27 protein-coding genes and 1 other RNA gene are annotated in these 23,933 nt (G+C 66.6%); 15 read left to right on the top strand and 13 right to left on the bottom strand.

Features of this window, described 5'->3' with window-relative positions:
* Positions 1-73: 73 nt before the first annotated feature.
* The gene (locus ACJH6J_RS03085) at positions 74-544 is read right to left on the bottom strand and encodes a nuclear transport factor 2 family protein (RefSeq protein WP_212813650.1); all 471 of its coding nucleotides are present in this window, start codon (positions 542-544) and stop codon (positions 74-76) included.
* A gap of 139 nt (positions 545-683) precedes the next feature.
* Here ACJH6J_RS03085 and ACJH6J_RS03090 point away from each other — a divergent pair, with 139 nt between their 5' ends.
* Entirely contained in the window at positions 684-1,109 is a 426-nt protein-coding gene (locus ACJH6J_RS03090) for a PPOX class F420-dependent oxidoreductase (protein WP_212813648.1), read from the top strand.
* Between the two features lie 76 nt (positions 1,110-1,185).
* On the opposite strand, the gene ssrA is transcribed toward ACJH6J_RS03090, so the two are convergent.
* Both ssrA and ACJH6J_RS03100 read right to left on the bottom strand, forming a co-directional pair.
* Positions 1,186-1,557: a transfer-messenger RNA gene (gene ssrA, locus ACJH6J_RS03095) on the bottom strand.
* 114 nt (positions 1,558-1,671) lie between these two features.
* Complete coding sequence (locus ACJH6J_RS03100; RefSeq protein ID WP_212813645.1) at positions 1,672-2,526, bottom strand: maleylpyruvate isomerase family mycothiol-dependent enzyme; 855 nt, start codon at positions 2,524-2,526, stop codon at positions 1,672-1,674.
* Between the two features lie 81 nt (positions 2,527-2,607).
* Between ACJH6J_RS03100 and ACJH6J_RS03105 the strand changes: the two genes are divergently transcribed.
* Both ACJH6J_RS03105 and ACJH6J_RS03110 read left to right on the top strand, forming a co-directional pair.
* Positions 2,608-3,042, top strand: coding sequence for a helix-turn-helix transcriptional regulator (locus ACJH6J_RS03105; RefSeq protein ID WP_020102682.1), 435 nt, complete (start codon positions 2,608-2,610; stop codon positions 3,040-3,042).
* 20 nt (positions 3,043-3,062) lie between these two features.
* Positions 3,063-3,470 (top strand): VOC family protein, encoded by a 408-nt coding sequence (locus ACJH6J_RS03110; RefSeq protein ID WP_029119569.1) that lies wholly within the window; start codon positions 3,063-3,065, stop codon positions 3,468-3,470.
* Positions 3,471-3,479: 9 nt separating this feature from the next.
* Here the strand turns inward: ACJH6J_RS03110 and ACJH6J_RS03115 are convergent, their stop codons facing one another.
* Genes ACJH6J_RS03115 through prfB form a run of 7 tightly spaced genes read right to left on the bottom strand, consistent with a single transcriptional unit; the run spans position 3,480 to position 9,108 of the window.
* Positions 3,480-4,325: a DMT family transporter gene (locus ACJH6J_RS03115; protein ID WP_212814730.1), complete on the bottom strand. Its 846-nt coding sequence runs from the start codon at positions 4,323-4,325 to the stop codon at positions 3,480-3,482.
* Entirely contained in the window at positions 4,322-4,819 is a 498-nt protein-coding gene (gene smpB, locus ACJH6J_RS03120; RefSeq protein ID WP_212813643.1) for an SsrA-binding protein SmpB, read from the bottom strand. The genes ACJH6J_RS03115 and smpB overlap by 4 nt, the downstream gene beginning before the upstream one ends.
* A 2-nt stretch (positions 4,820-4,821) precedes the next feature.
* On the bottom strand, positions 4,822-5,718 hold the full coding sequence (gene ftsX, locus ACJH6J_RS03125) for a permease-like cell division protein FtsX (RefSeq protein WP_212813641.1): 897 nt from the start codon (positions 5,716-5,718) through the stop codon (positions 4,822-4,824).
* Positions 5,719-6,408, bottom strand: a complete 690-nt coding sequence (gene ftsE / locus ACJH6J_RS03130; RefSeq protein ID WP_020102687.1) for a cell division ATP-binding protein FtsE — start codon at positions 6,406-6,408, stop codon at positions 5,719-5,721.
* A gap of 54 nt (positions 6,409-6,462) precedes the next feature.
* Complete coding sequence (locus ACJH6J_RS03135; protein ID WP_212813639.1) at positions 6,463-7,002, bottom strand: hypothetical protein; 540 nt, start codon at positions 7,000-7,002, stop codon at positions 6,463-6,465.
* Complete coding sequence (locus ACJH6J_RS03140; RefSeq protein ID WP_212813637.1) at positions 7,002-8,000, bottom strand: mechanosensitive ion channel family protein; 999 nt, start codon at positions 7,998-8,000, stop codon at positions 7,002-7,004. The genes ACJH6J_RS03135 and ACJH6J_RS03140 overlap by 1 nt, the downstream gene beginning before the upstream one ends.
* Positions 7,993-9,108, bottom strand: a complete 1,116-nt coding sequence (gene prfB, locus ACJH6J_RS03145; protein WP_053855950.1) for a peptide chain release factor 2 — start codon at positions 9,106-9,108, stop codon at positions 7,993-7,995. The genes ACJH6J_RS03140 and prfB overlap by 8 nt, the downstream gene beginning before the upstream one ends.
* A gap of 150 nt (positions 9,109-9,258) precedes the next feature.
* Here prfB and ACJH6J_RS03150 point away from each other — a divergent pair, with 150 nt between their 5' ends.
* The gene (locus ACJH6J_RS03150) at positions 9,259-10,635 is read left to right on the top strand and encodes an FAD-dependent oxidoreductase (RefSeq protein ID WP_212813635.1); all 1,377 of its coding nucleotides are present in this window, start codon (positions 9,259-9,261) and stop codon (positions 10,633-10,635) included.
* Positions 10,636-10,670: 35 nt separating this feature from the next.
* On the opposite strand, the gene ACJH6J_RS03155 is transcribed toward ACJH6J_RS03150, so the two are convergent.
* Positions 10,671-11,027: a hypothetical protein gene (locus ACJH6J_RS03155; RefSeq protein ID WP_212813633.1), complete on the bottom strand. Its 357-nt coding sequence runs from the start codon at positions 11,025-11,027 to the stop codon at positions 10,671-10,673.
* Between the two features lie 218 nt (positions 11,028-11,245).
* Entirely contained in the window at positions 11,246-11,542 is a 297-nt protein-coding gene (locus ACJH6J_RS03160; protein ID WP_371824577.1) for a hypothetical protein, read from the bottom strand.
* Between the two features lie 44 nt (positions 11,543-11,586).
* On the opposite strand from ACJH6J_RS03160, the gene hisN reads away from it, so the two are divergent.
* From hisN to ACJH6J_RS03175, 3 genes are all read left to right on the top strand, one after another.
* Positions 11,587-12,396: a histidinol-phosphatase gene (gene hisN / locus ACJH6J_RS03165; RefSeq protein ID WP_212813631.1), complete on the top strand. Its 810-nt coding sequence runs from the start codon at positions 11,587-11,589 to the stop codon at positions 12,394-12,396.
* Between the two features lie 156 nt (positions 12,397-12,552).
* Entirely contained in the window at positions 12,553-13,959 is a 1,407-nt protein-coding gene (locus tag ACJH6J_RS03170) for an acyl-CoA dehydrogenase family protein (protein ID WP_212813629.1), read from the top strand.
* Positions 13,960-14,004: 45 nt separating this feature from the next.
* On the top strand, positions 14,005-15,216 hold the full coding sequence (locus tag ACJH6J_RS03175) for an acyl-CoA dehydrogenase family protein (protein ID WP_020102696.1): 1,212 nt from the start codon (positions 14,005-14,007) through the stop codon (positions 15,214-15,216).
* A 70-nt stretch (positions 15,217-15,286) separates the two neighbouring features.
* On the opposite strand, the gene ACJH6J_RS03180 is transcribed toward ACJH6J_RS03175, so the two are convergent.
* Complete coding sequence (locus ACJH6J_RS03180; RefSeq protein WP_212813627.1) at positions 15,287-16,276, bottom strand: esterase family protein; 990 nt, start codon at positions 16,274-16,276, stop codon at positions 15,287-15,289.
* A gap of 289 nt (positions 16,277-16,565) precedes the next feature.
* Here ACJH6J_RS03180 and ACJH6J_RS03185 point away from each other — a divergent pair, with 289 nt between their 5' ends.
* From ACJH6J_RS03185 to ACJH6J_RS03220, 8 genes are all read left to right on the top strand, one after another.
* Positions 16,566-17,156 (top strand): TetR/AcrR family transcriptional regulator, encoded by a 591-nt coding sequence (locus ACJH6J_RS03185; RefSeq protein ID WP_212813625.1) that lies wholly within the window; start codon positions 16,566-16,568, stop codon positions 17,154-17,156.
* A gap of 33 nt (positions 17,157-17,189) precedes the next feature.
* On the top strand, positions 17,190-18,347 hold the full coding sequence (locus tag ACJH6J_RS03190; RefSeq protein ID WP_212813623.1) for an acyl-CoA dehydrogenase family protein: 1,158 nt from the start codon (positions 17,190-17,192) through the stop codon (positions 18,345-18,347).
* 26 nt (positions 18,348-18,373) lie between these two features.
* The gene (locus ACJH6J_RS03195; protein WP_212813621.1) at positions 18,374-18,760 is read left to right on the top strand and encodes a nitroreductase/quinone reductase family protein; all 387 of its coding nucleotides are present in this window, start codon (positions 18,374-18,376) and stop codon (positions 18,758-18,760) included.
* Between the two features lie 89 nt (positions 18,761-18,849).
* A complete protein-coding gene (locus ACJH6J_RS03200) occupies positions 18,850-19,965 on the top strand; it encodes a homogentisate 1,2-dioxygenase (RefSeq protein ID WP_212813618.1) in 1,116 nt (371 codons plus the stop codon).
* Positions 19,966-19,996: 31 nt separating this feature from the next.
* Complete coding sequence (locus ACJH6J_RS03205; protein ID WP_212813617.1) at positions 19,997-21,187, top strand: S9 family peptidase; 1,191 nt, start codon at positions 19,997-19,999, stop codon at positions 21,185-21,187.
* Positions 21,184-22,386, top strand: a complete 1,203-nt coding sequence (locus ACJH6J_RS03210; RefSeq protein ID WP_212813615.1) for a CaiB/BaiF CoA-transferase family protein — start codon at positions 21,184-21,186, stop codon at positions 22,384-22,386. The genes ACJH6J_RS03205 and ACJH6J_RS03210 overlap by 4 nt, the downstream gene beginning before the upstream one ends.
* A complete protein-coding gene (locus tag ACJH6J_RS03215; protein WP_212813613.1) occupies positions 22,383-23,288 on the top strand; it encodes a hydroxymethylglutaryl-CoA lyase in 906 nt (301 codons plus the stop codon). The genes ACJH6J_RS03210 and ACJH6J_RS03215 overlap by 4 nt, the downstream gene beginning before the upstream one ends.
* Positions 23,289-23,290: 2 nt before the next feature.
* Positions 23,291-23,920, top strand: coding sequence for a TetR/AcrR family transcriptional regulator (locus ACJH6J_RS03220; protein WP_212813611.1), 630 nt, complete (start codon positions 23,291-23,293; stop codon positions 23,918-23,920).
* Positions 23,921-23,933 lie beyond the last annotated feature (13 nt).

Here is a 23,933-nt window from a genome sequence, read left to right on the forward strand (position 1 = left end):
TGACTCACAACACACACGCGCCACAGAGCGCCTTGAGGCACCCCGCCCCAAAACCGCCTTATTCAGCAGGCTCCTAGGCCCAGCGGTTCGCCAGCAGCTTGAAACTCGGCATATCTTCCAGCGACGTGAGCGCCTCGTAGATGCGCTGGTACCCGGTGCCGGCGATCCGCCACACACCGTCCTCGTCCTTGCGGTAGGTATCCGAGTAGTAGCCCGAGCCGCGGATCATCGCGTGCCCCGGCACGATCACGGTGTCCTCGAACACCCACGACCCGTGCGCCGTGGTGTCGGAGTCGAGTTCGATCTCGGGGTGGCTGGCGATATGGGTCGTGACGATGCCGTTGTCGAGGTTGGTTCGCATGAAGTCGACGACGGCGTCGCGTCCCTCGTAGTGCACCGGCTCACCCATCGCGTGTGTGCCATAGCGGGTGACGACATCTGCCGTGAGGCAGTCCCCGAAGGTGTCCCACTCCTTGAGGTCCAAGGACCGGAAGTACCGGTACTTGAGTCGTTGAATGTCAGCGATCGCCTCCAGGTTACCCATGCCCAGAGACTAGAACGTGTTTCAGTTTCTGTCACGGAAATACGGAATGCAGGTCGCCACATGGCGGTATCGAAACTACGAAGCGTGCGGTGATGCGGGGCTTGACCTGAACCTAAGTTGAGGTTCTAGCGTGGCATGCATGTCCTTCAAACCACACGAAATCGAATTCATGAAGGCGGCAGACCTCGGGCGACTCGCCACGATCCAGCCCGACGGCACACCGCAGGTCAGCCCGGTGGGCTTCACCTACAACGAAGAACTCGGCACCATCGACATCTCTGGCTACAACATGGCCAAGAGCCGGAAGTTCCGCAACCTCGCCCACCACGACAAGGTCGCCTTCGTCGTCGACGACATCGCCTCTCGCGACCCGTGGCGCGTGCGTTGCCTGGAGATTCGCGGCACCGCAGAGCAGGCCGTGGCAACGCCAGGACAGCGCGGCCCCGCCGGAGATGCCCTCGATTCGGCGATCATCCGCATCACGCCACGTCGCATCATCAGCTTCGGCATCGACGACACCGATACCGAACCCCACTTGCTCAAACCCGACATCCGTAACGTCTGAGCCCGGGGCTTGCCGGCAAGACCCCAGCGACGCAGTCAAACGAAAAGGCCCGGCTCGTATTCGAGCCGGGCCTTTCTGGTGGAGCTGCCGGGAATTGAACCCGGGTCCTACGGCATTCCCTCAAGACTTCTCCGTGCGCAGTTCGCTATGCCTCTACTTGGATCTCCCGGTCACGCGAACAAGCCGAGATGACGATCCCAGTCGCTGTTTGATGTCCCCACGGGCCCCGCGACCGGCCCCGTGGGTGGGTCCCTCTAGTCGATGCCAGGGTCCGGGCCGAGGGCGCTCCCGGTCTGACAGACACGCGGTCGCTACTTAGGCAGCGAGGGCGTAGTCGCGCTGATGAGAATCGGCGCTTAATTGGTTACAACGACGCTTACGGTGGTCTCTTGCCTGCACCGGCACGCTTCCCTTGATTCGATGCGCGAAGTCGAAACCGTTCAGCCCCTCGCACCCCCGCCGACTTTCGGCAGGACCAACAATCTTACGCCAGACCCAACGGCGAACGCCAAGCCATTATTCCGAGCGCGTATACGAGGCCCGGTGCTGCCGTCCGACCAGGTCAGATGACGTAACCGAGGTTCTCCACGATGCGCCGTCCGACCTCGGCGTCGCCCTCGAACTCGATGGCGACCGGGCGCACCGCGCCCAGCGGACGCCCGCCACACAGCCGCGTGAACTGCCAGCCGTCCATCCGTATCACCGTGGTCGGCTCGGCGCCGCCGAAGTCTTGGACGACGGCCGCCCGCTCACCGACAGCGACCCGGATGGTGCGCGCCATGGGTCCGGTCAGCTCGATGGCGATCCGCGATCCGGCCGGCGCTCCCCCGCGCTTGGCGACGACGAAGCCCATCATCGTCTCGATTTCGTCGAGCGACAGCTGCGCTTCCGGCTTCTGCAATGCCGCGTCCGGCGCCGGGCGGGCGACGGATTCCCGGATGTCCTGCTCATGCATCCACGAGTCGAACGTCCGAATCCGCATGAAGCGACCGACGCTGTCCTGTCCGGCCGGCGTCATCGTCGGGGTGTTCCACTCTTCGTCCGACATCGCGGTCAAGGTGGCCCGCCGCTCGTCGGTGACGGCGCGGAACTTCTCCAACAGCTCGGCGCTCGAGAGCGCGGCCATCGACCGGTTCCAGCATTCGTTCATCACACCGATGGGGTTGTGCACGTGGTCGAGTTCGGACACGTCCATGTCGGCCTCCGGCACCGGTTCGCCCTTGAGCATGAGCTCGGTGCCGATGATGTGCGCGACGACATCACGGACATGCCAGCCGGGGAGCTCGGTCTGCGTGGTCAGCAGCTCTGCTTCGGAGATGGTGGCCAGCAGTTTGTCGAGGTCGTCCCACACCCCGAAGAGGGCGGGCAAGACGTCGGATTTTTCCAGGACGGTCACGGGTCGCGTTGAGCTGCTCACCGGCTGACCGTACGACGAGCGGACCCGTCCGCACCGGGAATTGCGCGATGCGTCCCAATTCGGTCATGCGACGATGGCCATATGGGGGACGACCGGGCCGAGGCGCAACGCCTGCGGGACATCACGGTGATCCGCAAGGTGCGGGACCGGATCGACCGGGAGTACGCCAAGCCGCTCAATGTCGAAGACCTGGCCCGTGGCGCGCACATGTCGGCCGGTCACCTGAGCCGCGAGTTCCGGCGCATCTACGGGGAATCGCCCTACTCGTACCTGATGACGCGGCGCATCGAGCGGGCGATGACGCTGCTGCGTCGCGGCGACCTCAGCGTGACGGATGTCTGTTTCGCCGTTGGCTTTTCATCACTGGGCACGTTCAGTACGCGGTTCACCGAGCTCGTCGGGGTGGCGCCGAGTGTGTACCGCCGCGACCATTCGCAGGCGGCCGACGGCATTCCCGCCTGTCTGGCCCGGCAGGTCACCAGACCGATCAGGAATCAAGAAGCACCGCCGCACTGACCGCCACTACCGTGACGGGCATGGACATCTCGATTCACTACGCATTCCTGCCCCATACCGACGCCGAGGCCGCGCTGAAGTTCTACCGCGACGATCTCGGTTTCGAGGTGCGCAAAGACGTTGGCTACCAAGACATGCGGTGGATCACGGTCGGCCCGCCCGGACAGCCGGGCACGTCGATCGTGCTGCACCCGCCGGCCGCCGACCCCGGCATCACCGACGACGAGCGTCGCACCATCCTGGAGCTCATCGCCAAGGGTTCCTACGGCGCCGTCACCTTGGCCACCGATGACCTGGACGCGTTGTTCGCGCGCCTGGAAGCGGCGGGGGCCGACGTGCTGCAGGAACCGACCGACCAGGATTATGGCGTGCGCGACTGCGCATTTCGCGATCCATCGGGCAACCTGATCCGGATCAACCAGCTGTAGTGCTGCCGGCTATCCCGCGGCGATCATCGCGACCGAGCCCAACGCCAGCACCATGCCGACGGCCTGCCAGGCCCGAACCCGCTCTTTGAGCACCACCATGGCCAGGGCGACGGTCGCCGCGGGATAGAGCGAGATCAGCACGCTCGCCAACGACAGCATCGAGGCCTGCAGCGCCAGCAGCATCGCGACGTTCGCGATGACGTCGAGTCCCGCCGCGATGAGGGCGAGCTTCAGCGGATGTCCGGCCGGCAGTGCGAAATTGCGGGTCACCACCGCGGCGATCATCACGACCGCGGTGGCCGCGAAGCGGGCGAACACCAACGGCCAGAGCTTCGCGTCGTGCGGCACCTGGTGGATCACGGCGAAGCTGAGCCCGAAGGTCAATCCAGAGCCGACGGTCAGCCAGGCGACCTTGGCCGTGAACCGGTGCGGCGTCTCGTCCTCATCGGTGGCCTGCGCGCTCACCAGCGCGACGGCGACCAACGCCAGCGCGATCCCGGCGATCGCCAGCCCGCTGGGCCGCTCCCCCATGGCGACGCCGACGGCGATCGGCCCTGCCGACACCAGGATCGCGGTCAACGGCGAGACGACGGATATCGGTCCGGAACCCAACGCGGCGTAGAACCACCAGATTCCGAACGCCTGCAGCACGCCGCACGACACACCCAAGAGCACCGCGTTCGACGAAACCTGGCCGCCGACAACGCATGCCATCACCGTCAGCAGTACCCCGGCGATGGGGTATGACACCAGCACCACCCGCAGTGCCGCGACGCGCCGTGCCGCGATCCCACCGACGAAATCGCTGATGCCGTAGCCCAGCGCCGACAGCAGCGCGAGCAGAACCCCGGTCAGATCTTGCCCTTGAAGCGGCGGCCCATCTCACGGGTGATCTCGCGCTGCGCATCGCGCTTGGCGATGTCGTGGCGCTTGTCGTGCGCTTCCTTACCGCGGGCCAGCGCCAGTTCCACCTTGACCCGGCCGTCGGAGAAGTACAGCTTCAGCGGAACCAGCGTGAAGTTGCCGTCGCGCAGCTTGCCGACCAGCGTGTCGATCTGCTTGCGGTGCAACAACAGCTTTCGGTTGCGTCGCGGCGCGTGGTTGGTCCAGGTGCCGTGGTGGTACTCGGCGATGTGCAGGTTGCGCAGCCACACCTCGCCGTCGTCGACGGTGGCGAACGCGTCGGCCAGCGATGCCAGGCCCTCGCGAAGGCTCTTCACCTCGGTGCCGACCAGCGCGATGCCGGCTTCGTAGGTGTCGATGATCGAATAGTTGTGTCGCGCTTTGCGGTTGGTGGCGACGACGGAGTTGTTGCCCGACTTGTCCTTGTCGTCCTTCTTCTTTGCCATCGCTACCGCCGGATGTACGCGCGCAGCGTGACGTACGCGGTGAGGCCCGCCATGCCGAGCCCCAGCAGCAGCATCCACGGCGCGCAGAACACGAGGACGTCGGCGTAGTCGACCTTGGCGATCAGGCCGGCTTGATAGAACTGGTTGAGCACGTCCTCGAGGAACATCGCCCGCACGATGATCAACCCGACCACGGCAAGCACCACACCGACCAACGCGGCGATCAACGCTTCGACGAAGAACGGCAATTGGGTGTACCACCGGGTGGCGCCCACCAGCCTCATGATGCTGATCTCGGTGCTGCGGGTGCGTGCGGCGATCAACACCGTGTTGGCGATCAACAAGGTCGCGGCGATGGCCTGCACGAGCGCCACCGCGAAGGCTGTCGCACTGATGCCGTCGAGGATGCCGAACAGCCGGTCGACCAGTTCCTTTTGATCGGTCACCTGGCGCACGCCCGGACGGCCGCGCAGCGCGTCCTCGAATCCCTTGTGCTGCTCGGGATTGTCGAGCTTGACGACGAACGACGCCGGGAACGCCTTCTTGCTCGCGTAGTCCTTGAACGCCGGGATGCGCCGGACGGCGTCGTCGTACGCCTGGTCCCGGTTCATGTACCGCACCGACTTGACGTCCTTGCGGTCGTCGATCAGCTTGCGCAGCGACTTGCACGGGTCGGCGTCGCAGTTGGGGTCGTTGGACGAGACGTCGTCGGTCAGGAAGACCTGGCTCTCCACGCGGTCCAGATAGATCTGCTTGGACTGGTCGGCCAGGCGGACGATCAGCAGACCACCGCCGAACAGGCCGATGGAGATGGCGGTCGTCAGGATCATGGCGACCGTCATGGTGACGTTGCGACGAAATCCAGTCAGGACTTCATTGACGAGAAAGCCGAAGCGCACTTAGCGATCCATTCCGTAGACGCCGCTCTGCTCATCACGGATGAGGCGGCCGAGTTCGAGTTCGATGACGCGCTGACGCATCGAGTCGACGATGTGATGGTCGTGGGTGGCCATCACGACCGTCGTACCGGTGCGGTTGATCCGCTCCAGCAGGTCCATGATGTCGTTGCTCGTCTCGGGGTCCAAGTTGCCGGTGGGTTCGTCCGCAAGGAGCACCAGCGGCCGGTTGACGAAGGCCCGGGCGATCGCGACCCGCTGCTGTTCGCCACCGGACAACTCGCCGGGCAGCCGGTTGGCCTTGCCCGACAAGCCCACCATCTCCAGCACATCGGGCACGATGCGGTTGATGGTGTCCGGGCGCTTGCCGATCACCTCCAGCGCGAACGCCACGTTCTCGAACACCGTCTTCTGCTGCAGCAGCCGGAAATCCTGGAACACGCAGCCGAGGACCTGGCGCAGGCTCGGGATGTGCCGGCTGGGCAGCTTGTTGACGTGGAACTTCGAGACGCGGATGTCGCCCGAGGTCGGCACCTCGGCACCGAGCAGCAGACGCATGAACGTCGACTTCCCGGAACCGGACGGACCGATGAGAAAGACGAACTCACCCTTGTCAATCTTGAGCGACACGTTGTCCAGGGCTGGGCGTGCCGAAGACTTGTAGTTCTTGCTCACGTGGTCGAGGGTGATCATCACGGCACGCCAGTGTAGTCGGACGCTCAGGTGTGACGGCTGAGGCTGATGCCGCTAGCTCGGCGCGGGTGCCGCGCCGGGCGAAATGATCGTGGTCGTGACCGGGCCATCCGCCGGTGCCGCGGCCGGGAGCGGTCCCGGTGGCGGGGACGGCGCGGGTGCCGGCGTCGGTGCCGGGGCCATGCCGGGCAACAACGGCAGCGTGACGGGCGGCAGGCCCGGCGCCGGCGTGATGACCGTCGTGGTGGGCGGCGCCGTCGTCGTGGTCGTGGTCGGCGTGCTCGAGGTCGTGGTCGTGGTGGTCGTCGGCGTCTCGGTGGTCTCCGTCGGCGTCGGCCGGTACGTCGTCTTCGGTCGGGTGTTCACGTCGGTACGCGGCACCCAGGTGTACTCGGGGTTGGGCACGAAGCCCGGCGGCACCACCGCGGGCTGTTGCGGGGGCGGCGGTGGCGGTGGCGCGTAGGTCTGGTGCAGCCAGTACGCCACGAAGAACGCCACGATCAGGCCGACCGTGGACGTCCGGACCCGGCCCAGGATGTAGGTGGGCCAGGAGCGGTCGGCGCGTTTGACGGCGATACGGGAGAGGGCGTTCATCACTGCTCGTCCCCCGGACCCTGGGTCTGTTCCGCGGCGCCGCCGACCGTGGCGGGATGCACCATGGCCTCCACTTCGGGCTCGTGGTCGGCAGGACTCTCGATGCCGGCCCGTCCGAACGCGGAGACGACCATCACGCGCAGTCGCCGGCCGACCTCGAACTGCTTGCCGGGCAGCGTCCGCGCCACCATCCGCAGGTTCACGGTGTCCAGCTCGATGCTCTCCACACCCATCAGCTGGGGCTTGTCGAGCAGCAGCGTGCGCAGCTGGCGGTCCTCCATCGCGCGTTCGCACACCCGGCCCAACACGTCGTTGACCTTGCCGAGGTCCGCTGTCGTGGGCACCGGGATGTCCACGACCGCACGCGCCCAGTCCTTCGACAGGTTGACGGTCTTGGCGATCTGGCCGTTGGGAATCGTGTACACCTCGCCGTCGCTGGAGCGCAGCTTGGTGACGCGCAGCGTCACGTCCTCGACGGTGCCCTCGGCCGGCACCGCGATGCCGGTGACGGTGAGCGACACCAGGTCACCGAACCCGTACTGCTTCTCGGTGATGATGAAGAACCCGGCCAGCAGGTCCTGCACGATGCGCTGCGCACCGAAGCCGAGCGCGGCGCCCAGCACGGCGGCGGGCGCGACCAGCGAACCGATGGGGATGCCGAGGATTTCGATGACGTCGACCAACACGACCACCGACACCAGCGCAATCGTCACCCACGAGATCACCGAGGCGACGGCCTGCCGGTGCTTGGTGGTCTCCGACCGGACCAGCGCGTCGCTCTCCTGAAAACGCTCGTCGATGCGGGCGGTGACGCGGTGCGTCAGCCAGCCGACGAACCGCGCGATGAGCATCGCCGCGATGACGAGCATGACGATCCGCAGCCCGCGGGTGATGATCCACTCGCCGATCGAGCCGCGCCAGAAGTCATGCCATTGCTGCGCCCACCAACCGAGCGATTGCGGTTGGCTCGCGGCTTGGAGAGAGAAAAAGTTAGTCATCTTCTTTTCGGTTGCGCCAGCGGATCCCGGCTTCGAGGAAGCCGTCGATGTCGCCGTCGAGCACCGCGGCCGGATTACCGACCTCGAACTCGGTGCGCAGGTCTTTCACCATCTGGTAGGGGTGCAGCACGTACGAGCGCATCTGGTTGCCCCAGGAGCTGCCGCCGTCGCCCTTCAACGCGTCCATCTCGGCGCGCTCTTCCTGGCGCTTGCGTTCCAGCAGCTTGGCGCTGAGCACTCGCATCGCGGAAACCTTGTTCTGCAGCTGCGATTTCTCGTTCTGACAGGTCACGACGATGCCCGTCGGGATGTGCGTGAGCCGGACCGCCGAGTCGGTGGTGTTGACGGACTGACCGCCCGGGCCGCTGGACCGGTAGACGTCGACCCGGACGTCGCCTTCGGGGATGTCGATGGAGTCGGCGGTCTCGACGACCGGCAGCACCTCGACGTCGGCGAACGACGTCTGACGGCGACTCTGGTTGTCGAAGGGGCTGATCCGCACGAGACGGTGGGTGCCCTGCTCCACCGACAGCGTGCCGTAGGCGAACGGGGTGTGCACCGCGAACGTCGCGCTCTTGATGCCCGCCTCCTCCGCGTACGACGTGTCGAAAACCTCGACCGGATACCCGTGCTTCTCGGCCCAGCGGATGTACATGCGCATCAACATCTCGGCCCAGTCGGCAGCGTCGACGCCACCGGCGCCGGAGCGGATGGTGACGACAGCTTCCCGCTCGTCGTATTCCCCCGACAGCAGCGTTCGAACCTCGAGCGCCTCGATGTCCTCACGCAACTTGGCCAGTTCGGCGTCGGCGTCGGCGATGGCGTCGGTCTTGGCCGCGCCTTCTTCCTCCTCGGCCAGCTCGTAGAGCACGGGCAGGTCCTCGACCCGACCGCGCAGCTCCTCGACCCGGCGCAGCTCACCCTGTGCGTGCGACAGGCTGCTGGTCACCTTCTGGGCGTTGGCCTGGTCGTCCCACAGCTTGGGGTCAGACGCCTCGTCTTCGAGTTTGGCGATTCGCGCGCGCAGACCTTCGACGTCGAGCACCCGCTCCACAGTGGTCAGGGTGCTGTCGAGGGCGGCAATGTCGGCTTGACGGTCGAGGTCCACAAAGGATGAGGGTACCGACCAGTGAGACGGACTTTCACATTGCGAGCCCTGATCGCTTAGACCGGTTTAGCATCGCCCTGTAGGCCCGCTCGGCCGCGTCGCGACAGCCCCTTGCGCGCACTGAGCAGAACAAGAAGGCAAACCATACATATGCGCCCTTACCATGTGGCGGTTGTCGGATCCGGCCCGTCAGGGTTTTTCGCTGCCGCGTCACTGTTGAAATTCGCCGATGCCAAGGCCGCCGCCGATGATCCGGTCGACGTGCGCATCGACATGCTCGAGATGCTGCCCACCCCCTGGGGTCTGGTGCGCTCCGGCGTGGCTCCGGACCACCCGAAGATCAAGACGGTGACGGCGCAGTTCGACAAGATCGCCGACGACCCGCGGTTCCGCTTCTTCGGCAACATCACCGTCGGTGAGCACGTGCAGGCCACCGAGCTCTCGGAGCGGTACGACGCCGTCATCTACGCCATCGGCGCCCAGTCCGACCGGCCGCTCGGCATCCCCGGTGAGGAACTGGAAGGCAGCGTGGCCGCCGTCGATTTCGTCGGCTGGTACAACGCGCATCCGCATTTCGCGGCCATGAACCCCGACGTCACGCAGGACCGGGCCGTGGTCGTCGGCAACGGCAACGTGGCGCTGGACGTGGCCCGCATCCTCGTCAGCGATCCCGGCGAGCTGGCGGCCACCGACATCGCCGACCACGCGCTGACGGCCCTCGGTGCCCGCGGCGTCCGCGAGGTCGTGATCATCGGCCGGCGTGGCCCACTGCAGGCTCCGTTCACGACGCTGGAACTGCGTGAGCTCGGTGATTTGGCAGCCATGGCCGACGTCGACGTGATCGTGGATCCGGCCGATGTCGACGGCATCACCGACGCCGACCTGGAGGCGGCAGGCAAGACCGTGCGGCAGAACATCAAGATTCTGCGCGGCTACGCCGAACGCGGGGCCCTCGGGCGCGAGCGCCGCATCGTGTTCAAGTTCCAGACGTCGCCGATCGAGATCAAGGGCACCGATCGTGTCGAGTCGATCGTGTTGGGCCACAACGACTTGGTCGACGAAGGCGGCCGGATCGTCGCGAAGGACAGCGGTCATCGCGAAGAACTGCCGGCGCAGCTGGTGGTGCGTGCCGTGGGTTACCGCGGCGTCCCGACCGCGGGCCTGCCGTTCGACGAGCGTGCGGCGACCATCCCGCACACCGACGGCCGGGTCGAGGGCAGCCGAAACGAGTACGTCGTCGGCTGGATCAAGCGCGGGCCGTCGGGTGTGATCGGCAGCAACAAGAAGGACTCGCAGGACACCGTCAACACCCTGATCGCGGACATCTGCGGCGCCGAGCTGGCCGACTTCGGGTCCACGCACACCGAGGATCTGGAGGCCTGGTTCCTGTCGCGGCAGCCCGCGTTGGTGACCAACGACCATTGGCGCCTGATCGACGCGCACGAACGGTCGGCCGGCGAAGGCCAGAACCGGCCGCGGGTGAAGCTGACAGATGTGGCCCACATGCTGCGGGTCGCGCACGGCTGACCAGCGGTGCGCTTCCGCTGCGCTCCCCCGGCTGCCTAGTGGCCGGGCCGCAGGATGCCCTGCACCGCGAATGTCGTCAGGTTGCCGCCTGAATTGAGCAGGGACGACGTGGCCGTCGACCCCGACAGCACGCCCGAGCTCAGCGACCCCACGCCGGCCTGCAGTCCGCCGGCGTTGATCGCGGCGATGCCCTCGAGTCCCCCGATGTTGTGGGTGGTGAAGTGCTGGGCAAAACCGACCTCGTTGGTCAGCGCGCCACCCAACCCGTCGAGTGGCCCGCCGTCGGCCGATGCCAGGCCGGCCGGCGCGAGGAGCATCAATCCGCCCGCCGCCAGGCCCACCCCGATCATCTTGATGGCGCTACCGGTCGACAACATCTGAGACTCGGGCATGTGCGTTCTGGTCCCCTTCTGCGGAAAACTCTGTCCGATGGTCGGATCCGAGCGCTGTGCGCCACTAGCCCAGCAAGCTCGATGCGATAGCTGGCCCATCGCACAGTGAATCTATTAGCACAGGGAAATACCCGAAATGGCCCAATCGCCGGAAATTTCAGCCGAAGCTGAGCAAACGGCCGGACCGTTATGAGGGACAGGGCCGGCAGGCCGGCGGACTACGCCTGCGGAGCGTGGGGCGCGAAGTTCCAGTTGTCGGGATTCTTGGGCGAGTAGACGACGGGCACCAACTGACCCACCGCGGGCCACTCGGCCACATCGATGGCGATCCGGCCGTACACCTCATGCTCGTTGACACTGGGGCCGTTGATGACGCCGGCGACGGTGACGAACTGCTCCCCCGTGGCATCGGGGCGGGGACTGACGCCGGTGATCAACAACGTCCCGCTCTCCCCGCTCCGCGTCCGCCGCAGCCATGGGGCGGCCAGCAACACGAGCGCTCCGAGCAAGACGATGAGCACGACGAATTCCCACACGTACTCATGGTAGGACTGCACTCATGAGTGCCACCCAAGCAAGTAGCGCAGCGGATTGCGCGTCCCGCCGAGACGACGTCACTTTGGCCTTGGCCCTGGCCGATCAGGCCGATGCCGTGACGCTGGACCGCTTCGGCGCGCTGGATCTGCGCATCGAGACCAAGCCGGATCTGACGCCGGTGACCGATGCCGACCAGTCCGTGGAACGGGTGCTGCGCGAGACGCTGGCGGCGGCCCGGCCGGACGATGCGTTGCTGGGCGAAGAGTACGGGGGCACAGCGGTTTTCGCGGGCCGGCAGTGGGTGATCGACCCCATCGACGGCACCAAGAATTTCGTCCGTGGCGTGCCGGTGTGGGCGACGTTGATCGCGTTGCTCGAGGACGGTGTGCCGGTCGTCGGTGTCGTCAGCGCCCCGGCCCTCGGACGCCGGTGGTGGGCCGGCACCGGCGATGGTGCGTTCAGTTCGTTCGGCGGGCGGACGCGCCCCATCTCGGTGTCGGGCGTCGACGCACTGGACGCCGCGAGCCTGTCCTACTCGGATTTGACCACCGGTTGGGAAGACCGGCGCGACGCGTTCGTCGCACTGACCGATGCGGTGTGGCGGGTGCGGGCCTACGGCGACTTCTGGTCCTACTGCCTTCTGGCCGAGGGCGCGGTCGACATCGCCGTCGAACCGGAGGTCAAGCTCTGGGATCTGGCGGCGCTGGACGTCGTCATCCGGGAGGCCGGCGGGTCGTTCACCAACCTGGCCGGCACACCCGGGCCGCACGGCGGCAGCGCGGTCGCGACCAACGGTCTATTGCACGAAAAAGTGCTCGCCGCCCTCTCCTGATTACGGAATCTGTGCCCGAAAACCCGCGTTCAGCGCGGGTTTTCGTGCATCAGCCACCGAGTCCTCGAATGTGAAGTTGATAACACGAGCGTCGTACCTTACTCCGGAGTAAGATACGGTCATAGCGCACTGCCCCAACGACGCGAGGCTGTCGAAATGACCAACACCCTTCCTCAGAACGGCACAAAAGCCGGCTCCGCCCAGCGCCCTGTGCGCAAGGGCCCGGAGAGCGCCATCGGACTCCAGCGACACAAGCGGACAGCGACCGACATCGGTCTGGCGCTGATCACGCCTTTTGTCGGCCAGGAGTTCCTGGACAAGTACAACCTGCGGGATCCAATGAACCGCGGCCTGAAGTACGGCATCAAGACGGCGTTCTCCACCGCCGGCGCCGCGGGCCGGACGTTCAAGCGCATTCCCGGGATCAACGGCGCCCCGACCCGCCTGAAGCCGGGCGGCTCGGACTACTTCGACCTGAACCCGGACGAAGACCAGCAGATGATCGTGGAGACCGTCCGCGAGTTCTCCGAGGAGATCCTGCGGCCGGCCGCACATGACGCCGACGCCGCCGCGACCTACCCGGCCGACCTGATCGCCAAGTCCGCCGAACTCGGCATCACCGCCATCAACGTGCCCGAGGAGTTCGACGGCATCGCCGCCTCTCAGAACACCGTCACCACGGCACTGGTCGCCGAGGCCCTGGCGTACGGCGACATGGGTCTGGCCCTGCCGATCCTGGCGCCCGGCGGCGTGGCGTCGGCCCTGACCCGTTGGGGCAGCGCCGGTCAGCAGGCCACGTATCTCCCGTCGTTCGCCGGTGAGAACGTCCCGCAGGCGTGCGTCGCGATCGCCGAGCCGCACGCGCTGTTCGACCCGACCGCGCTGCGGACCACTGCGGTCCGCACCCCCAGCGGTTACCGCCTCAACGGCGTCAAGTCGCTGGTTCCGGCCGCTGCCGACGCCGAGCTGTTCATCATCGGTGCGCAGCTCGACGGCAAGCCGGCGCTGTTCATCGTCGAGTCCAGCTCCGAGGGACTGTCGATCACGGCCGACCCGAGCATGGGCATCCGTGCCGCGGCCCTGGGCAAGATCGAGCTGAACAACGTCGCAGTCCCGCTCGCCAACCGCCTCGGCGAGGACGAAGCGACCGACAACGACTACTCCGAAGCCATCGCGCTGTCCCGATTGGGTTGGGCCGCACTGGCAGTCGGCACCTCGCACGCGGTGCTCGACTACGTGGTGCCCTACGTCAAGGAGCGCCAGGCGTTCGGTGAGCCGATCGCCAACCGCCAGGCGGTGGCCTTCATGTGCGCCAACATCGCCATCGAACTGGACGGCCTGCGCCTGATCGTCTGGCGCGGTGCGTCGCGTGCCGAGCAGGGCATGACCTTCCTGCGGGAAGGCGCGCTGGCCAAGCGGTTCGCCGCCGACAAGGGCATGCAGATCGGCCTCGACGGCGTGCAGCTGCTCGGTGGCCACGGCTACACCAAGGAACACCCGGTTGAGCGCTGGTACCGCGATCTGCGGGCACTCGGCGTCGCCGAGGGTGTTGTCGTCCTGTAGTCGCCCGAATCGCAGAACTCTTCCCACTCACCCGAAAGACCAATCATGGCAATCAATTTGGAACTGCCCCGCAAGCTGAAGGCTGTCGCGGAAAAGGGACATCAGGGCGCCGCCGAGATGCTCCGCCCCATCTCCCGTAAGTACGACCTCGCCGAGCACGCCTACCCGTCGGAACTCGACACCCTTGCCAGCCTGTTCGAGGGCGTGCAGGAGTCGAACACCGTCTCGGTGGCCGGCGCCGGCTTCTCGGCGAACGAGTCCAAGAGCAAGCACGCAAACGTCAACGGCGCCAACATGTCTGCGCTGCTGAACGCGCTCGAGGTCAGCTGGGGCGACGTCGCCCTGCTGCTGACCGTGCCCTACCAGGGCCTGGGCAATGCCGCCATCTCCGCGGTCGCCACCAAGGAACAGCTGTCCAAGTGGGGCAAGGTGTGGGCCGCCATGGCCATCACCGAGCCGAGCTTCGGTTCCGACTCCGCGGCGGTCACGACCACCGCCGTGCTCGACGGTGACGAGTACGTCATCAACGGCGAGAAGATCTTCGTCACCGCCGGTTCGCGCGCCACCCACATCGTGGTGTGGGCCACGGTCGACAAGTCGCTCGGCCGGGCCGCCATCAAGTCGTTCGTCGTGCCGCGCGAGCACCCCGGCGTCATCGTCGAGCGCCTGGAACACAAGCTGGGCATCAAGGCCTCCGACACCGCGGTCATCCGCTTCGACAACTGCCGGGTCCCGAAGGATTACCTGCTCGGTGATCCGGAGGTCAAGGTGGACAAGGGCTTTGGCGGGGTCATGGAGACCTTCGACAACACCCGTCCGATGGTGGCCGCCATGGCGATCGGCGTGGGCCGTGCCGCCCTGGAGGAGCTGCGGGCGATCCTGACCGACGCGGGCATCGAGATCTCGTACGACAAGCCGGCCCACGCCCAGAGCGCACCGGCCGCCGAGTTCCTGCGGATGGAGTCCGACTGGGAGGCCGCGTACCTGCTGTCGCTGCGCGCCGCCTGGCAGGCCGACAACAAGATTCCGAACTCCAAGGAAGCGTCCATGAGCAAGGCCAAGGCCGGGCGCATGGGCACCGACGTGACCCTCAAGGCCGTCGAATTGGCCGGTACCACTGGCTATTCCGAGCAGACCCTGCTCGAGAAGTGGGCCCGCGACTCGAAGATTCTCGACATCTTCGAGGGCACGCAGCAGATTCAGCAGCTCGTTGTGGCGCGACGCCTGCTGGGCCTGTCGTCGGCACAGCTCAAGTGACGGGCGCTCCGCCGGCACCGTGACAAGCAAAAGGCCCCGGGATTGCTCCCGGGGCCTTTTGCTGTCGTGGTTACGAGGAGGCGTTCGCGCCCAGCACGCGCTGCAGGTCAGGCTTCATGGCCTGCAGCTGCTGGCCCCAGTAGCCCCAGTCGTGGGTGCCGCTGTCGGGGAAGTTGAACACCGCGTTGTTGCCGCCCGCGGCCAGGTAGTTGTCCTGGAAGGTGCGGTTGGTGCGGATGGTCAGGCCCTCGAGGAACTTGGCCGGCACGTTGTCGCCGCCGAGCTCGCTCGGGTTGCCGTTACCGCAGTAGACCCACAGGCGGGTGTTGTTGGCAACCAGCTTGCCGATGTTGACCATCGGGTCGTTGCGCTGCCAGGCGTTGTTCGGGTCGCCCGTCGAGCCCCACATGTCGTCGGCCTTGTAACCGCCGGCGTCACCCATCGAGACGTTGATCAGGAACGGCCACCAGCCCTCGGACGGGTTCAGGAAGCCCGACATCGAACCGGCGTAGATGAACTGCTCGGGGTGCCAGATGGCCAGGGTCATCGCGGACGAACCAGCCATCGACAGACCGACTGCCGCCATCCCGGTCGACTTGACCTCGCGGTTGGCCGCCAGCCACTGCGGCAGCTCCTGGGTCAGGAAGGTCTCCCACTTGTAGGTGGAGCAGCCCGCCTTGCCACACGCCGGCTTGTACCAGTCGCTGTAGAAGCTGGACTGGCCGCCGACCGGCATGACGATCGACAGACCGGAGTTGAGGTACCACTCGAAGGCGGCGGTGTTGATGTCCCAGCCGTTGTAGTCGTCCTGCGCACGCAGGCCGTCGAGCAGGTACACCGCGGGCGACCCGTTACCACCGCTCTGGAACTGGACCTTGATGTCGCGTCCCATGGCAGGTGACGGGACCTGGAGGTATTCGACCGGCAGGCCGGGGCGCGAGAACGCGCCGGCGGTCGCTGTCTGGCCGGCAAGTCCGATAAGACCGGGGAGCAGGACGGCGGCCGAGACGGCGCCGGCGACCCTGCGTGCCCAACGGCCGCGAATCTTGTCAACGAACATTCACAATCCCATTTCAGTGTCGGGTACCGGGTAAAGTGCCCACTCCACGCGATCGGATGGCGTTGGTGGCACGGCCGCGATTCCCGCAGCCGCGTGCGGTGAGCTCAGCCTGGTACGGGAACTGAACACACCGAATGATTCAGTTGTCTGTGGGCAGTAAAACACGCACCCGACACGCCGAGGAACCCCCGAATCGCGCTTGAGACCAGGTTGTTGCGGACTTCGTATCGTTCAGCTATCACCCGGCGGCTCTGCTGGGAGCCGTTCATCCGGCCGTAGGCTGCCGTTTGTGACGAGCGATCGGAACGACGTCGACGACCTGGCGGACACCCGGCCGGGCAGCCGGTTGGGTATCGACGACTGGCGCGCGGCCGGTTACGCGATCCTGGCGGAAGAGGGCCTGAAGGCGCTGAAGATCGATCGCCTGTGCGCCCGGTTGAACGTCACGAAAGGCAGCTTCTACTGGCATTTCGCCAACATCGCCGCCTACCGGACCGCCCTCGTCCAGGGCTGGGGCGAGCTCCGTGACGCCGACCGCAGCCAGATCGACGAAATCGGCGCCCTGCCGCCGCGGGACCGACTGATCCAGATGATGAACTCGCTGGTCAGCCCCCGGCACTGGACGCTGGAGCGGGCCATGCGGGAGTGGGCGCGCTCGGATGAGGCGGTCGCCGAGAGTGTGCGCGCCGCGGATCGGCGCATTCTCGCCGCGGTTCGGCGCGCGTTCGAGGATTACGGCTTCGACGGCGACGAGGCGGAGCTGCGGGCCGACGCCACCTTCGCGGTCGGCATCGGGTTCCTACACCTCTCCGGCGACTCCCCCCATCCGCGGTTGGCCGCCCGCAGCGAACGATTCCTCGACCTGATGCTCGCGACCTGATCTCCATACCAAAAGGTATGGTACGGTCCGCTCATGTTGAGTACGCAGGCCGGCATAACCGATGGCTTCGTGACCGCGCTCGGCGAACGCGCCGCCGAGGCCGAAAAACTCCGGCGCCTTCCGGACGACACCGTGCGCGACCTGATCGCGTCCGGGTTCACCGAACTTCTGGTGCCCGCGCGTTTCGGCGGACAGCAGGCGCCGTTCCCCGACATCCTCGACCCGGTACGCCGACTTGCCCACGGCTGCACCTCGAGCGCCTGGACCATCGGCTTCCTCACGCTGCACAACTGGATGCTGGCGCTGTTCGGCGAGCAGGCCCAGCAGGAGGCGTTCGAGAGCCGCCCCTTCCTGGCGCCCGCACCGCTGGCCCCCACCGGCAGAGGACTGCCGGTCGACGGCGGCATCCGACTGTCCGGGCGCTGGTCCTGGGCCACCGGGGTGATGCACGGCAACTGGATCATCGTCGCCGCGCTCTGCGGGCCCGATGACGGCATCTACCCCGCCCTGGCGCTCCTGCCGATCAGTGCCATCACCGTCGAGGACGTCTGGCACACCGACGGCATGCGAGCCACCGGATCCAACGACGTCGTCGCCACGGACGTCTTCGTGCCCGAGCACCGACTGGTCAAGGTGACCGACATCTACGCCGGCACCGCGCCCGGCGCCGGACTGCATGACAGCGCCACCTACCGCTGGCCGATGGTGCCGGCGCTGGCCCTGCTCGCCGCCATGCCCGCCCTGGGCAGCGCCGAGAGGGTCACCGAGAACTACGCGCAACGGCTGGCCGAGCGGGTGCTGCCGTACGAGGGCGTCATGCAGAAGGACAAGCCAATCGCCCAGGCGCACTTGGCCGGAGCACAGGTGCGGTTGCGGTCACTGCGCGCACTGCTCGCCGACACCGTCGGGGAGATCGAGGAGATCGTCGTCGCCGGCGATCCCGTGGAGAAGCCGGTGCGCGCACAGGCCCGGCTGACGGCCGCGCACATCGTGGCCGAATCGCGGGCGGTGATCGGTGACCTGATGGGCGCCGGCGGAGCCAGCATCCATTTCCTGGCCAGCCCGATGCAGCGGTTCAAGCGCGACGTCGACGTGTTGGCCGGGCACGTCGTCTTCGATTACGACACCAGCCGGGAACTGGCCGGCGCACTCACGCTCGGGATGAAGATCCCGCGGACGTCGATGATCTGATGAACACGAGGGTGTGAAATAGCCAGATGCCAAACCCACAGCCCGCTTTCACCAACTTCTTCCAGAAGCGGATCGCCAATCCCGTCATGCGGCGGTTGCCGTTTCAGACGCTACTCGAGACCACAGGGCGCAAGTCCGGTGAACCCCGTCGCACTCCGCTGGGCGGCAAGATCGTCGACGGGCAGTTCTGGTTCGTCTCGGAATTCGGTGAGAAGTCCCAGTACATCCGCAACATCCAGGCTGATCCCCGGGTTCGGGTGCGGTTGCATGGCAGATGGCACAGCGGGACTGCGCACCTGGTACCCGACGATGACGCGGCCGCGCGACTTCGCGAATTGCCGCAGTTCAACAGCTTCGGGGTACGCACGTTCGGCACCAACCTGCTGACCGTGCGCGTCGACCTGGACGGTTAGGCCGCGCCAATCTCCGTCGGGTCATTGACATCGGTCCATAAGTAAAACTAACGTTATTTTTAGTTCCAGGGCCACGTACAGGAGCAAGCATGGAATCATTCGTCCACCTGCGCAAAGGCAAAACTCCCAAGCGAGTGCACGCCGACCTCGATGGGCTCAAGGACGACGAACTCGGGCGCGGCGGCTTCGTCGGGCGTACCGCGAACATGTACCGGCGCAACGACCCCACCGCATACCGCACCGTCGGCCCGCTCCGGCCCACAGACGTGCTGTCCTCCGAATTGAAGCCCTCGGATGCGACCGACGCGGCGGGCGCTCCCCTGCTGATGTTCTCCAACGCCGACTGCCAGGTGCTGCTGAGCCGGCGGAGCACCGAGATGCCGTTCTTCGTCCGCTACGTCGACGGTGATCTACTCCTGTTCGTACACAAGGGTTCCGGGCTGCTGGAGACCGAATTCGGGCCGCTGCGGTACCGCGAGGGCGACTGGGTCTACATCCCGAAGGCGTGCACGTTCCGGCAGGTGCCGGATGACGAGTCGACGTGGCTCATGATCCAGGCCACCGATGACTTCCGGGTGCCGCCGGCCGGGACCTTGGGACGACACTTCCCGTTCGACCCGGCGCAGGTCACCATCCCCGAACCCGAGCCGCTTGAAACTGGCGACGGCCCGCAAAAAGACGGAGAGTACGAGGTGCGGATGTACCACGCCCCGGTCGATGGGGTTGGGACCACCTCGCTCATCTACCAACACAATCCGCTCGATGTGGAGGGCTGGCGGGGCGACAACTTCCCGTTCACCTTCAACATCGAGGACTACACCGTCATCACGTCCGAGAGCGTGCACCTGCCGCCGACCGTGCACCTGTTCATGCAGGCGACCGGCGTCTACGTGATGAACTTCCTACCCAAGCCGGCCGAGAGCGTGCCGGGTACCGAGCGCACCCCCTGGTACCACCGCAACGTCGACTACGACGAGATCGCGTTCTTCCACTCCGGCTCGCTGTACGGCATCCCGATGCCGCCGGGCCTGATCTCCCATGCGCCCCAAGGTGTTCACCACGGCGCACCGGAAGCGGCGCGGGAGCGCGCCCGCCGCAAGTTCGACCAGTACGACCGCGTCGACTGGTCGGTGATCGCCATCGATACGCGCCGACGTCTCACACCCTCCGCCGAAATCCTTGCCAATGATCTGGGGCAGCACTGATGAGCGCTTGCGCGAAGAAGAGAGAGCACTGATGACAACCGCCGAAGCACCCGTCAAGCACGACTACGACCGCATCCCGTATCTGGTTGCGTACCAGAACAACTCGGCAGTGCGCGATGTGTACGGCGGCGTGGCGGAGTTGGTGGTGCTGGAAAGCTACCTGCTGAAGCCGAAAGCCAAGCCGAGTGACACGGTGCTGGTGTTCATGCACCCCATCGGGGGCGGCGCCTACCTGCCGATGATCAACGCACTGGCGCGCGCCGGCCACCACGTCATCTACTGCAACAGCCGCTTCCGCGGCACCGACTCGGCATTGCTGATGGAGAAGGTGGTCGAGGATCTCGGTGAGTGCATCAAGGATGCCAAGAACCGGCTGGGCTACGCGAAGGTGGTCCTCGCCGGGTGGAGCGGCGGCGGCTCGCTGTCGGTCTTCTACCAGCAGCAGGCGCAGCACCCGACGGTGACGGCCAGTCCCTCCGGGGACGGGCCGGACCTGACGAAGCTGGGCCTGATCCCGGCGGACGGTCTCATGCTGCTGGCCGCCCACATCAGCCGCCACGGCACCATGACCGAGTGGATGGACGCCTCGATCCTCGATGAGAACGACCCGTCGAAGCGCGATCCCGAACTCGATCTCTACAACCCGGACAACCCCAACCAACCGCCGTACTCCCCCGAGTTCCTGCAGCGGTACCACGAGGCACAGATCGCCCGGAACCGGCGAATCACCAAGTGGGTCAAGGAAAAGCTCGCCGAGCTCAAGGCGGCGGGGCGGCCCGATGACGAGTTCGCGTTCGTCGTGCACGGCACCATGGCCGACCCGCGCTGGCTCGACCCGACGGTCGATCCCAACGAACGCACCCCGGGACAGTGCTATCTGGGGGATCCTCGAGTGGTGAACATGAGCCCCGTCGGCCTGGCCCGATTCTGTACGTTGCGCAGCTGGCTGTCGCAGTGGAGTTACGACGACGCCAACGGTGACGCCGTGAAGGCGGGTCCGGACATCGCGGTGCCGACACTGGTGATCGGCAACCTCGCCGACGACGCCTGCACGCCCAGCCACACGCGGCGGCTCTACGAGGCGATCGGGCATCCGGACAAGGAGATGCACGAGATTCCCGGCGCCAACCACTACTACTCCGGACCGGATCAGCGCGGCACGCTGCGGCAGGCCGTCGGCATCTGCACGGACTGGCTGCACCAGCGGGGGTTTTCGCTGTGACGACGGGTGCTCTGGACGGCATCCGGGTGCTCGAACTCGGCACCTTGATCTCCGGTCCGTTCGCCGGCCGGCTGCTCGGCGACATGGGCGCCGAGGTCCTCAAGATCGAGTTGCCGTCGGCCCCCGATCCGCTCCGGACCTGGGGCCAGGCCGAGCTCGACGGCCACCGGTTCTTCTGGACGGTCCACGCGCGCAACAAGAAAGCGGTGACGCTCGACCTGCGCACCGCGCGCGGCCGGGAGCTGTTCCTCGACCTCGTCGAGCAGTCCGATGTGATCGTGGAGAATTTCCGGCCCGGCACGCTCGAGAAATGGAACCTGGGTTACGACGTTCTGCGCGAACGCAATCGGGGCATCATCCTGGTGCGGGTGTCGGGCTACGGCCAGACGGGTCCCGACGCCGGGAAGGCCGGCTACGCGTCGGTCGCCGAGGCGGCGAGCGGGCTGCGGCACATGAACGGTTTCCCCGGCGGTCCCCCGCCGCGACTCGCGTTGTCGCTGGGCGACAGCCTCGCCGGCATGTTCGCCGCGCAAGGCGCGCTCGCCGCACTGTACCGGCGCAGTGTCACCGGCGAGGGCCAGGTCGTGGATACGGCACTCACCGAAAGTTGTTTGGCCATCCAGGAATCCACCATTCCGGACTACGACATCGGCGGCGTGGTGCGCGGACCGTCGGGCACCCGGCTCGAAGGTATCGCGCCGTCGAACATCTACCAGAGCGCGAACGGCAGCTGGGTGGTGATCGCGGCCAATCAGGACACGGTGTTCCGGCGGCTCTGTCAGGCCATGGACCGGCCCGAACTGGCGACCGACGAACGGTTCGCCGACCATCTGGCGCGTGGCCGCAACCAGGACGAACTCGACAAGATCATCGGCGACTGGGCAGCGCAGCGGGAGCCCCACGACATCATCGCCACCCTGTCGGAGGCCGGCGTGATCAGTGGGCCCATCAACACTGTCGCCGAGGTGGTACAAGACCCACAACTGCAGGCACGCAACATGATTGCCGACCACTGGGACGAACGGGTGCAACGCAATGTGAAGGGTCCCGGCGTCGTCCCGGTGCTCTCGGACACGCCCGGCACCATCCGCAACGGTGGCTCGGCGCGGCCAGGCCAGGACAACGCGGAGGTGTTCGGCCGTCTCCTCGGTCTCGATGCCGGGCAGTTGTCGGCACTGCGCGAGGAGGGTGTGTTGTGACCGACCTGCCGGCCCACGTGACCGTCCGCGAGGTCTGCCTGCGCGACGGCCTGCAACTCGAAGACCCGATTCCGTTGTCCGCCAAGCTCGAACTGCTCGAGGCCATCGTTGCCACCGGTGTGCAGGAGGTCGAGGCCACCGCATTCGTCTCACCGTCCAAGGTGCCCGCACTGGCCGATGCCGCCGAATTGGCCGCGGCGCTGGACGCTTTTCCCAACGTCGAGTTCTCCGCGCTCGTGGCGGGGGCCGGCGGCGCCGGCCGTGCGCTGGCGGCCGGCATGCGGTCGCTGGAATACGTGGTGTCCGCCGCGGACGGGCACAGCCGGGCGAACGTCGGGCGCTCGACGGCCGATTCGACGGCCCTGATCTCCGACATCGTCGGCCTGGCCCACGACAGCGGCGCCAGCGCCGAAGTCATCATCGCCACCGCCTGGGACTGCCCCTTCGACGGACCGACCGACCCGGGCCGGGTGGTCGATATCGCCGCGGCAGCAATGGAATTCGGGGCGGATCGGGTGGCCATCGCCGACACCATCGGCACCACCACCCCGCGGCGTGTCAGCGACCTGATCAGCCGCGTCCGCCCGGTCATCGGAGACCTGCCGCTCGGCGCGCACTTCCACAACACGCGGGGCTCCGGCCTGGCCAGCGCCTACGCCGCCGTGCAGGCCGGTGTGACGCGACTCGACGCGTCGGTGGGCGGCCTGGGCGGCTGCCCGTTCGCACCCGGCGCGACCGGCAACATCGCGACCGAAGACCTGGTCTACCTGTTGCGGGACAGCGACATCGACACCGGCATCGACCTGGACCTGGCGATCGACGCGGCCATGGTGGCGCAGCGTGTTGTGGGCCATGAGCTGCCCAGCGCCCTGCTGCGCGCCGGCGACCGGCTGCTGGGCTGAGCATGCCCACCGCAAATTTGACCGCCAAGGGCCGACAGACCCGCGAGGCCATCGAACTCGCCGCCCGGAAGCTGTTCGCCGAGCGGGGCTTTCACGGCACCACGCTGGCCGACATCACGTCGGCTGCCGGAAAGTCGTCGGCGGTGTTCTACCGCTATTTCGACGACAAGGAGGACCTGCTGGCCGAGCTGGCCGAGTCTTTCCTGCACGACATCGTCACCCCGTCGGGGATGAGTGTGCCGCTGCCGGAGTCCCCCGAGGACACCGAGTACTTCACCACCGTGGTGACGGGGTACTGGAACCTCTTCAAGCAGAACATCGGCATCATGATCGCGGTCGCCCAGCTGGGCGCCACGCAGCCGCGCTTCGCCAAGGTACAGAACGAGTTCCGGCGCTTCGGGATGGACCTGGTCGCCGATTCGGTCCGCCACGCCACGGAGCAAGGCCATGCGCAGGGCATCCACCCCGGGCAGCGCCTCGATCCCGAACACATCGCCGCGGCGATTTCGCTGCTGTTCGAGAACTTCACCGTCGTGGTGGTCGGCAACCCGGACTCCGGGCTGCAGATCAGCGACGAGGACGCCATCACCACCCTGTCGACCATCTGGAAGAAAACCCTGTACGGCTTCTGACCGACGAAAGAGA

Source organism: Mycobacterium sp. SMC-18 (genome assembly GCF_045310895.1).
Lineage (GTDB): Bacteria > Actinomycetota > Actinomycetes > Mycobacteriales > Mycobacteriaceae > Mycobacterium.

Bases quoted from the DNA above. Each gene is read 5' to 3' on its own strand.
- hisN (WP_212813631.1), top strand. From the start codon at position 11,587: ATGAGTGCCACCCAAGCAAGTAGCGCAGCGGATTGCGCGTCCCGCCGA.
- ACJH6J_RS03220 (WP_212813611.1), top strand. From the start codon at position 23,291: ATGCCCACCGCAAATTTGACCGCCAAGGGCCGACAGACCCGCGAGGCC.
- ACJH6J_RS03150 (WP_212813635.1), top strand. From the start codon at position 9,259: ATGCGCCCTTACCATGTGGCGGTTGTCGGATCCGGCCCGTCAGGGTTT.
- ACJH6J_RS03175 (WP_020102696.1), top strand. From the start codon at position 14,005: ATGGCAATCAATTTGGAACTGCCCCGCAAGCTGAAGGCTGTCGCGGAA.
- ACJH6J_RS03190 (WP_212813623.1), top strand. From the start codon at position 17,190: ATGTTGAGTACGCAGGCCGGCATAACCGATGGCTTCGTGACCGCGCTC.
- ACJH6J_RS03170 (WP_212813629.1), top strand. From the start codon at position 12,553: ATGACCAACACCCTTCCTCAGAACGGCACAAAAGCCGGCTCCGCCCAG.
- ACJH6J_RS03110 (WP_029119569.1), top strand. From the start codon at position 3,063: ATGGACATCTCGATTCACTACGCATTCCTGCCCCATACCGACGCCGAG.
- ACJH6J_RS03195 (WP_212813621.1), top strand. From the start codon at position 18,374: ATGCCAAACCCACAGCCCGCTTTCACCAACTTCTTCCAGAAGCGGATC.
- smpB (WP_212813643.1), bottom strand. From the start codon at position 4,819: ATGGCAAAGAAGAAGGACGACAAGGACAAGTCGGGCAACAACTCCGTC.
- ACJH6J_RS03135 (WP_212813639.1), bottom strand. From the start codon at position 7,002: ATGAACGCCCTCTCCCGTATCGCCGTCAAACGCGCCGACCGCTCCTGG.
- ftsE (WP_020102687.1), bottom strand. From the start codon at position 6,408: ATGATCACCCTCGACCACGTGAGCAAGAACTACAAGTCTTCGGCACGC.
- ACJH6J_RS03200 (WP_212813618.1), top strand. From the start codon at position 18,850: ATGGAATCATTCGTCCACCTGCGCAAAGGCAAAACTCCCAAGCGAGTG.
- ACJH6J_RS03085 (WP_212813650.1), bottom strand. From the start codon at position 544: ATGGGTAACCTGGAGGCGATCGCTGACATTCAACGACTCAAGTACCGG.
- ACJH6J_RS03205 (WP_212813617.1), top strand. From the start codon at position 19,997: ATGACAACCGCCGAAGCACCCGTCAAGCACGACTACGACCGCATCCCG.
- ACJH6J_RS03140 (WP_212813637.1), bottom strand. From the start codon at position 8,000: ATGACTAACTTTTTCTCTCTCCAAGCCGCGAGCCAACCGCAATCGCTC.
- ACJH6J_RS03180 (WP_212813627.1), bottom strand. From the start codon at position 16,276: ATGTTCGTTGACAAGATTCGCGGCCGTTGGGCACGCAGGGTCGCCGGC.
- ACJH6J_RS03105 (WP_020102682.1), top strand. From the start codon at position 2,608: ATGGGGGACGACCGGGCCGAGGCGCAACGCCTGCGGGACATCACGGTG.
- ACJH6J_RS03155 (WP_212813633.1), bottom strand. From the start codon at position 11,027: ATGCCCGAGTCTCAGATGTTGTCGACCGGTAGCGCCATCAAGATGATC.
- ACJH6J_RS03090 (WP_212813648.1), top strand. From the start codon at position 684: ATGTCCTTCAAACCACACGAAATCGAATTCATGAAGGCGGCAGACCTC.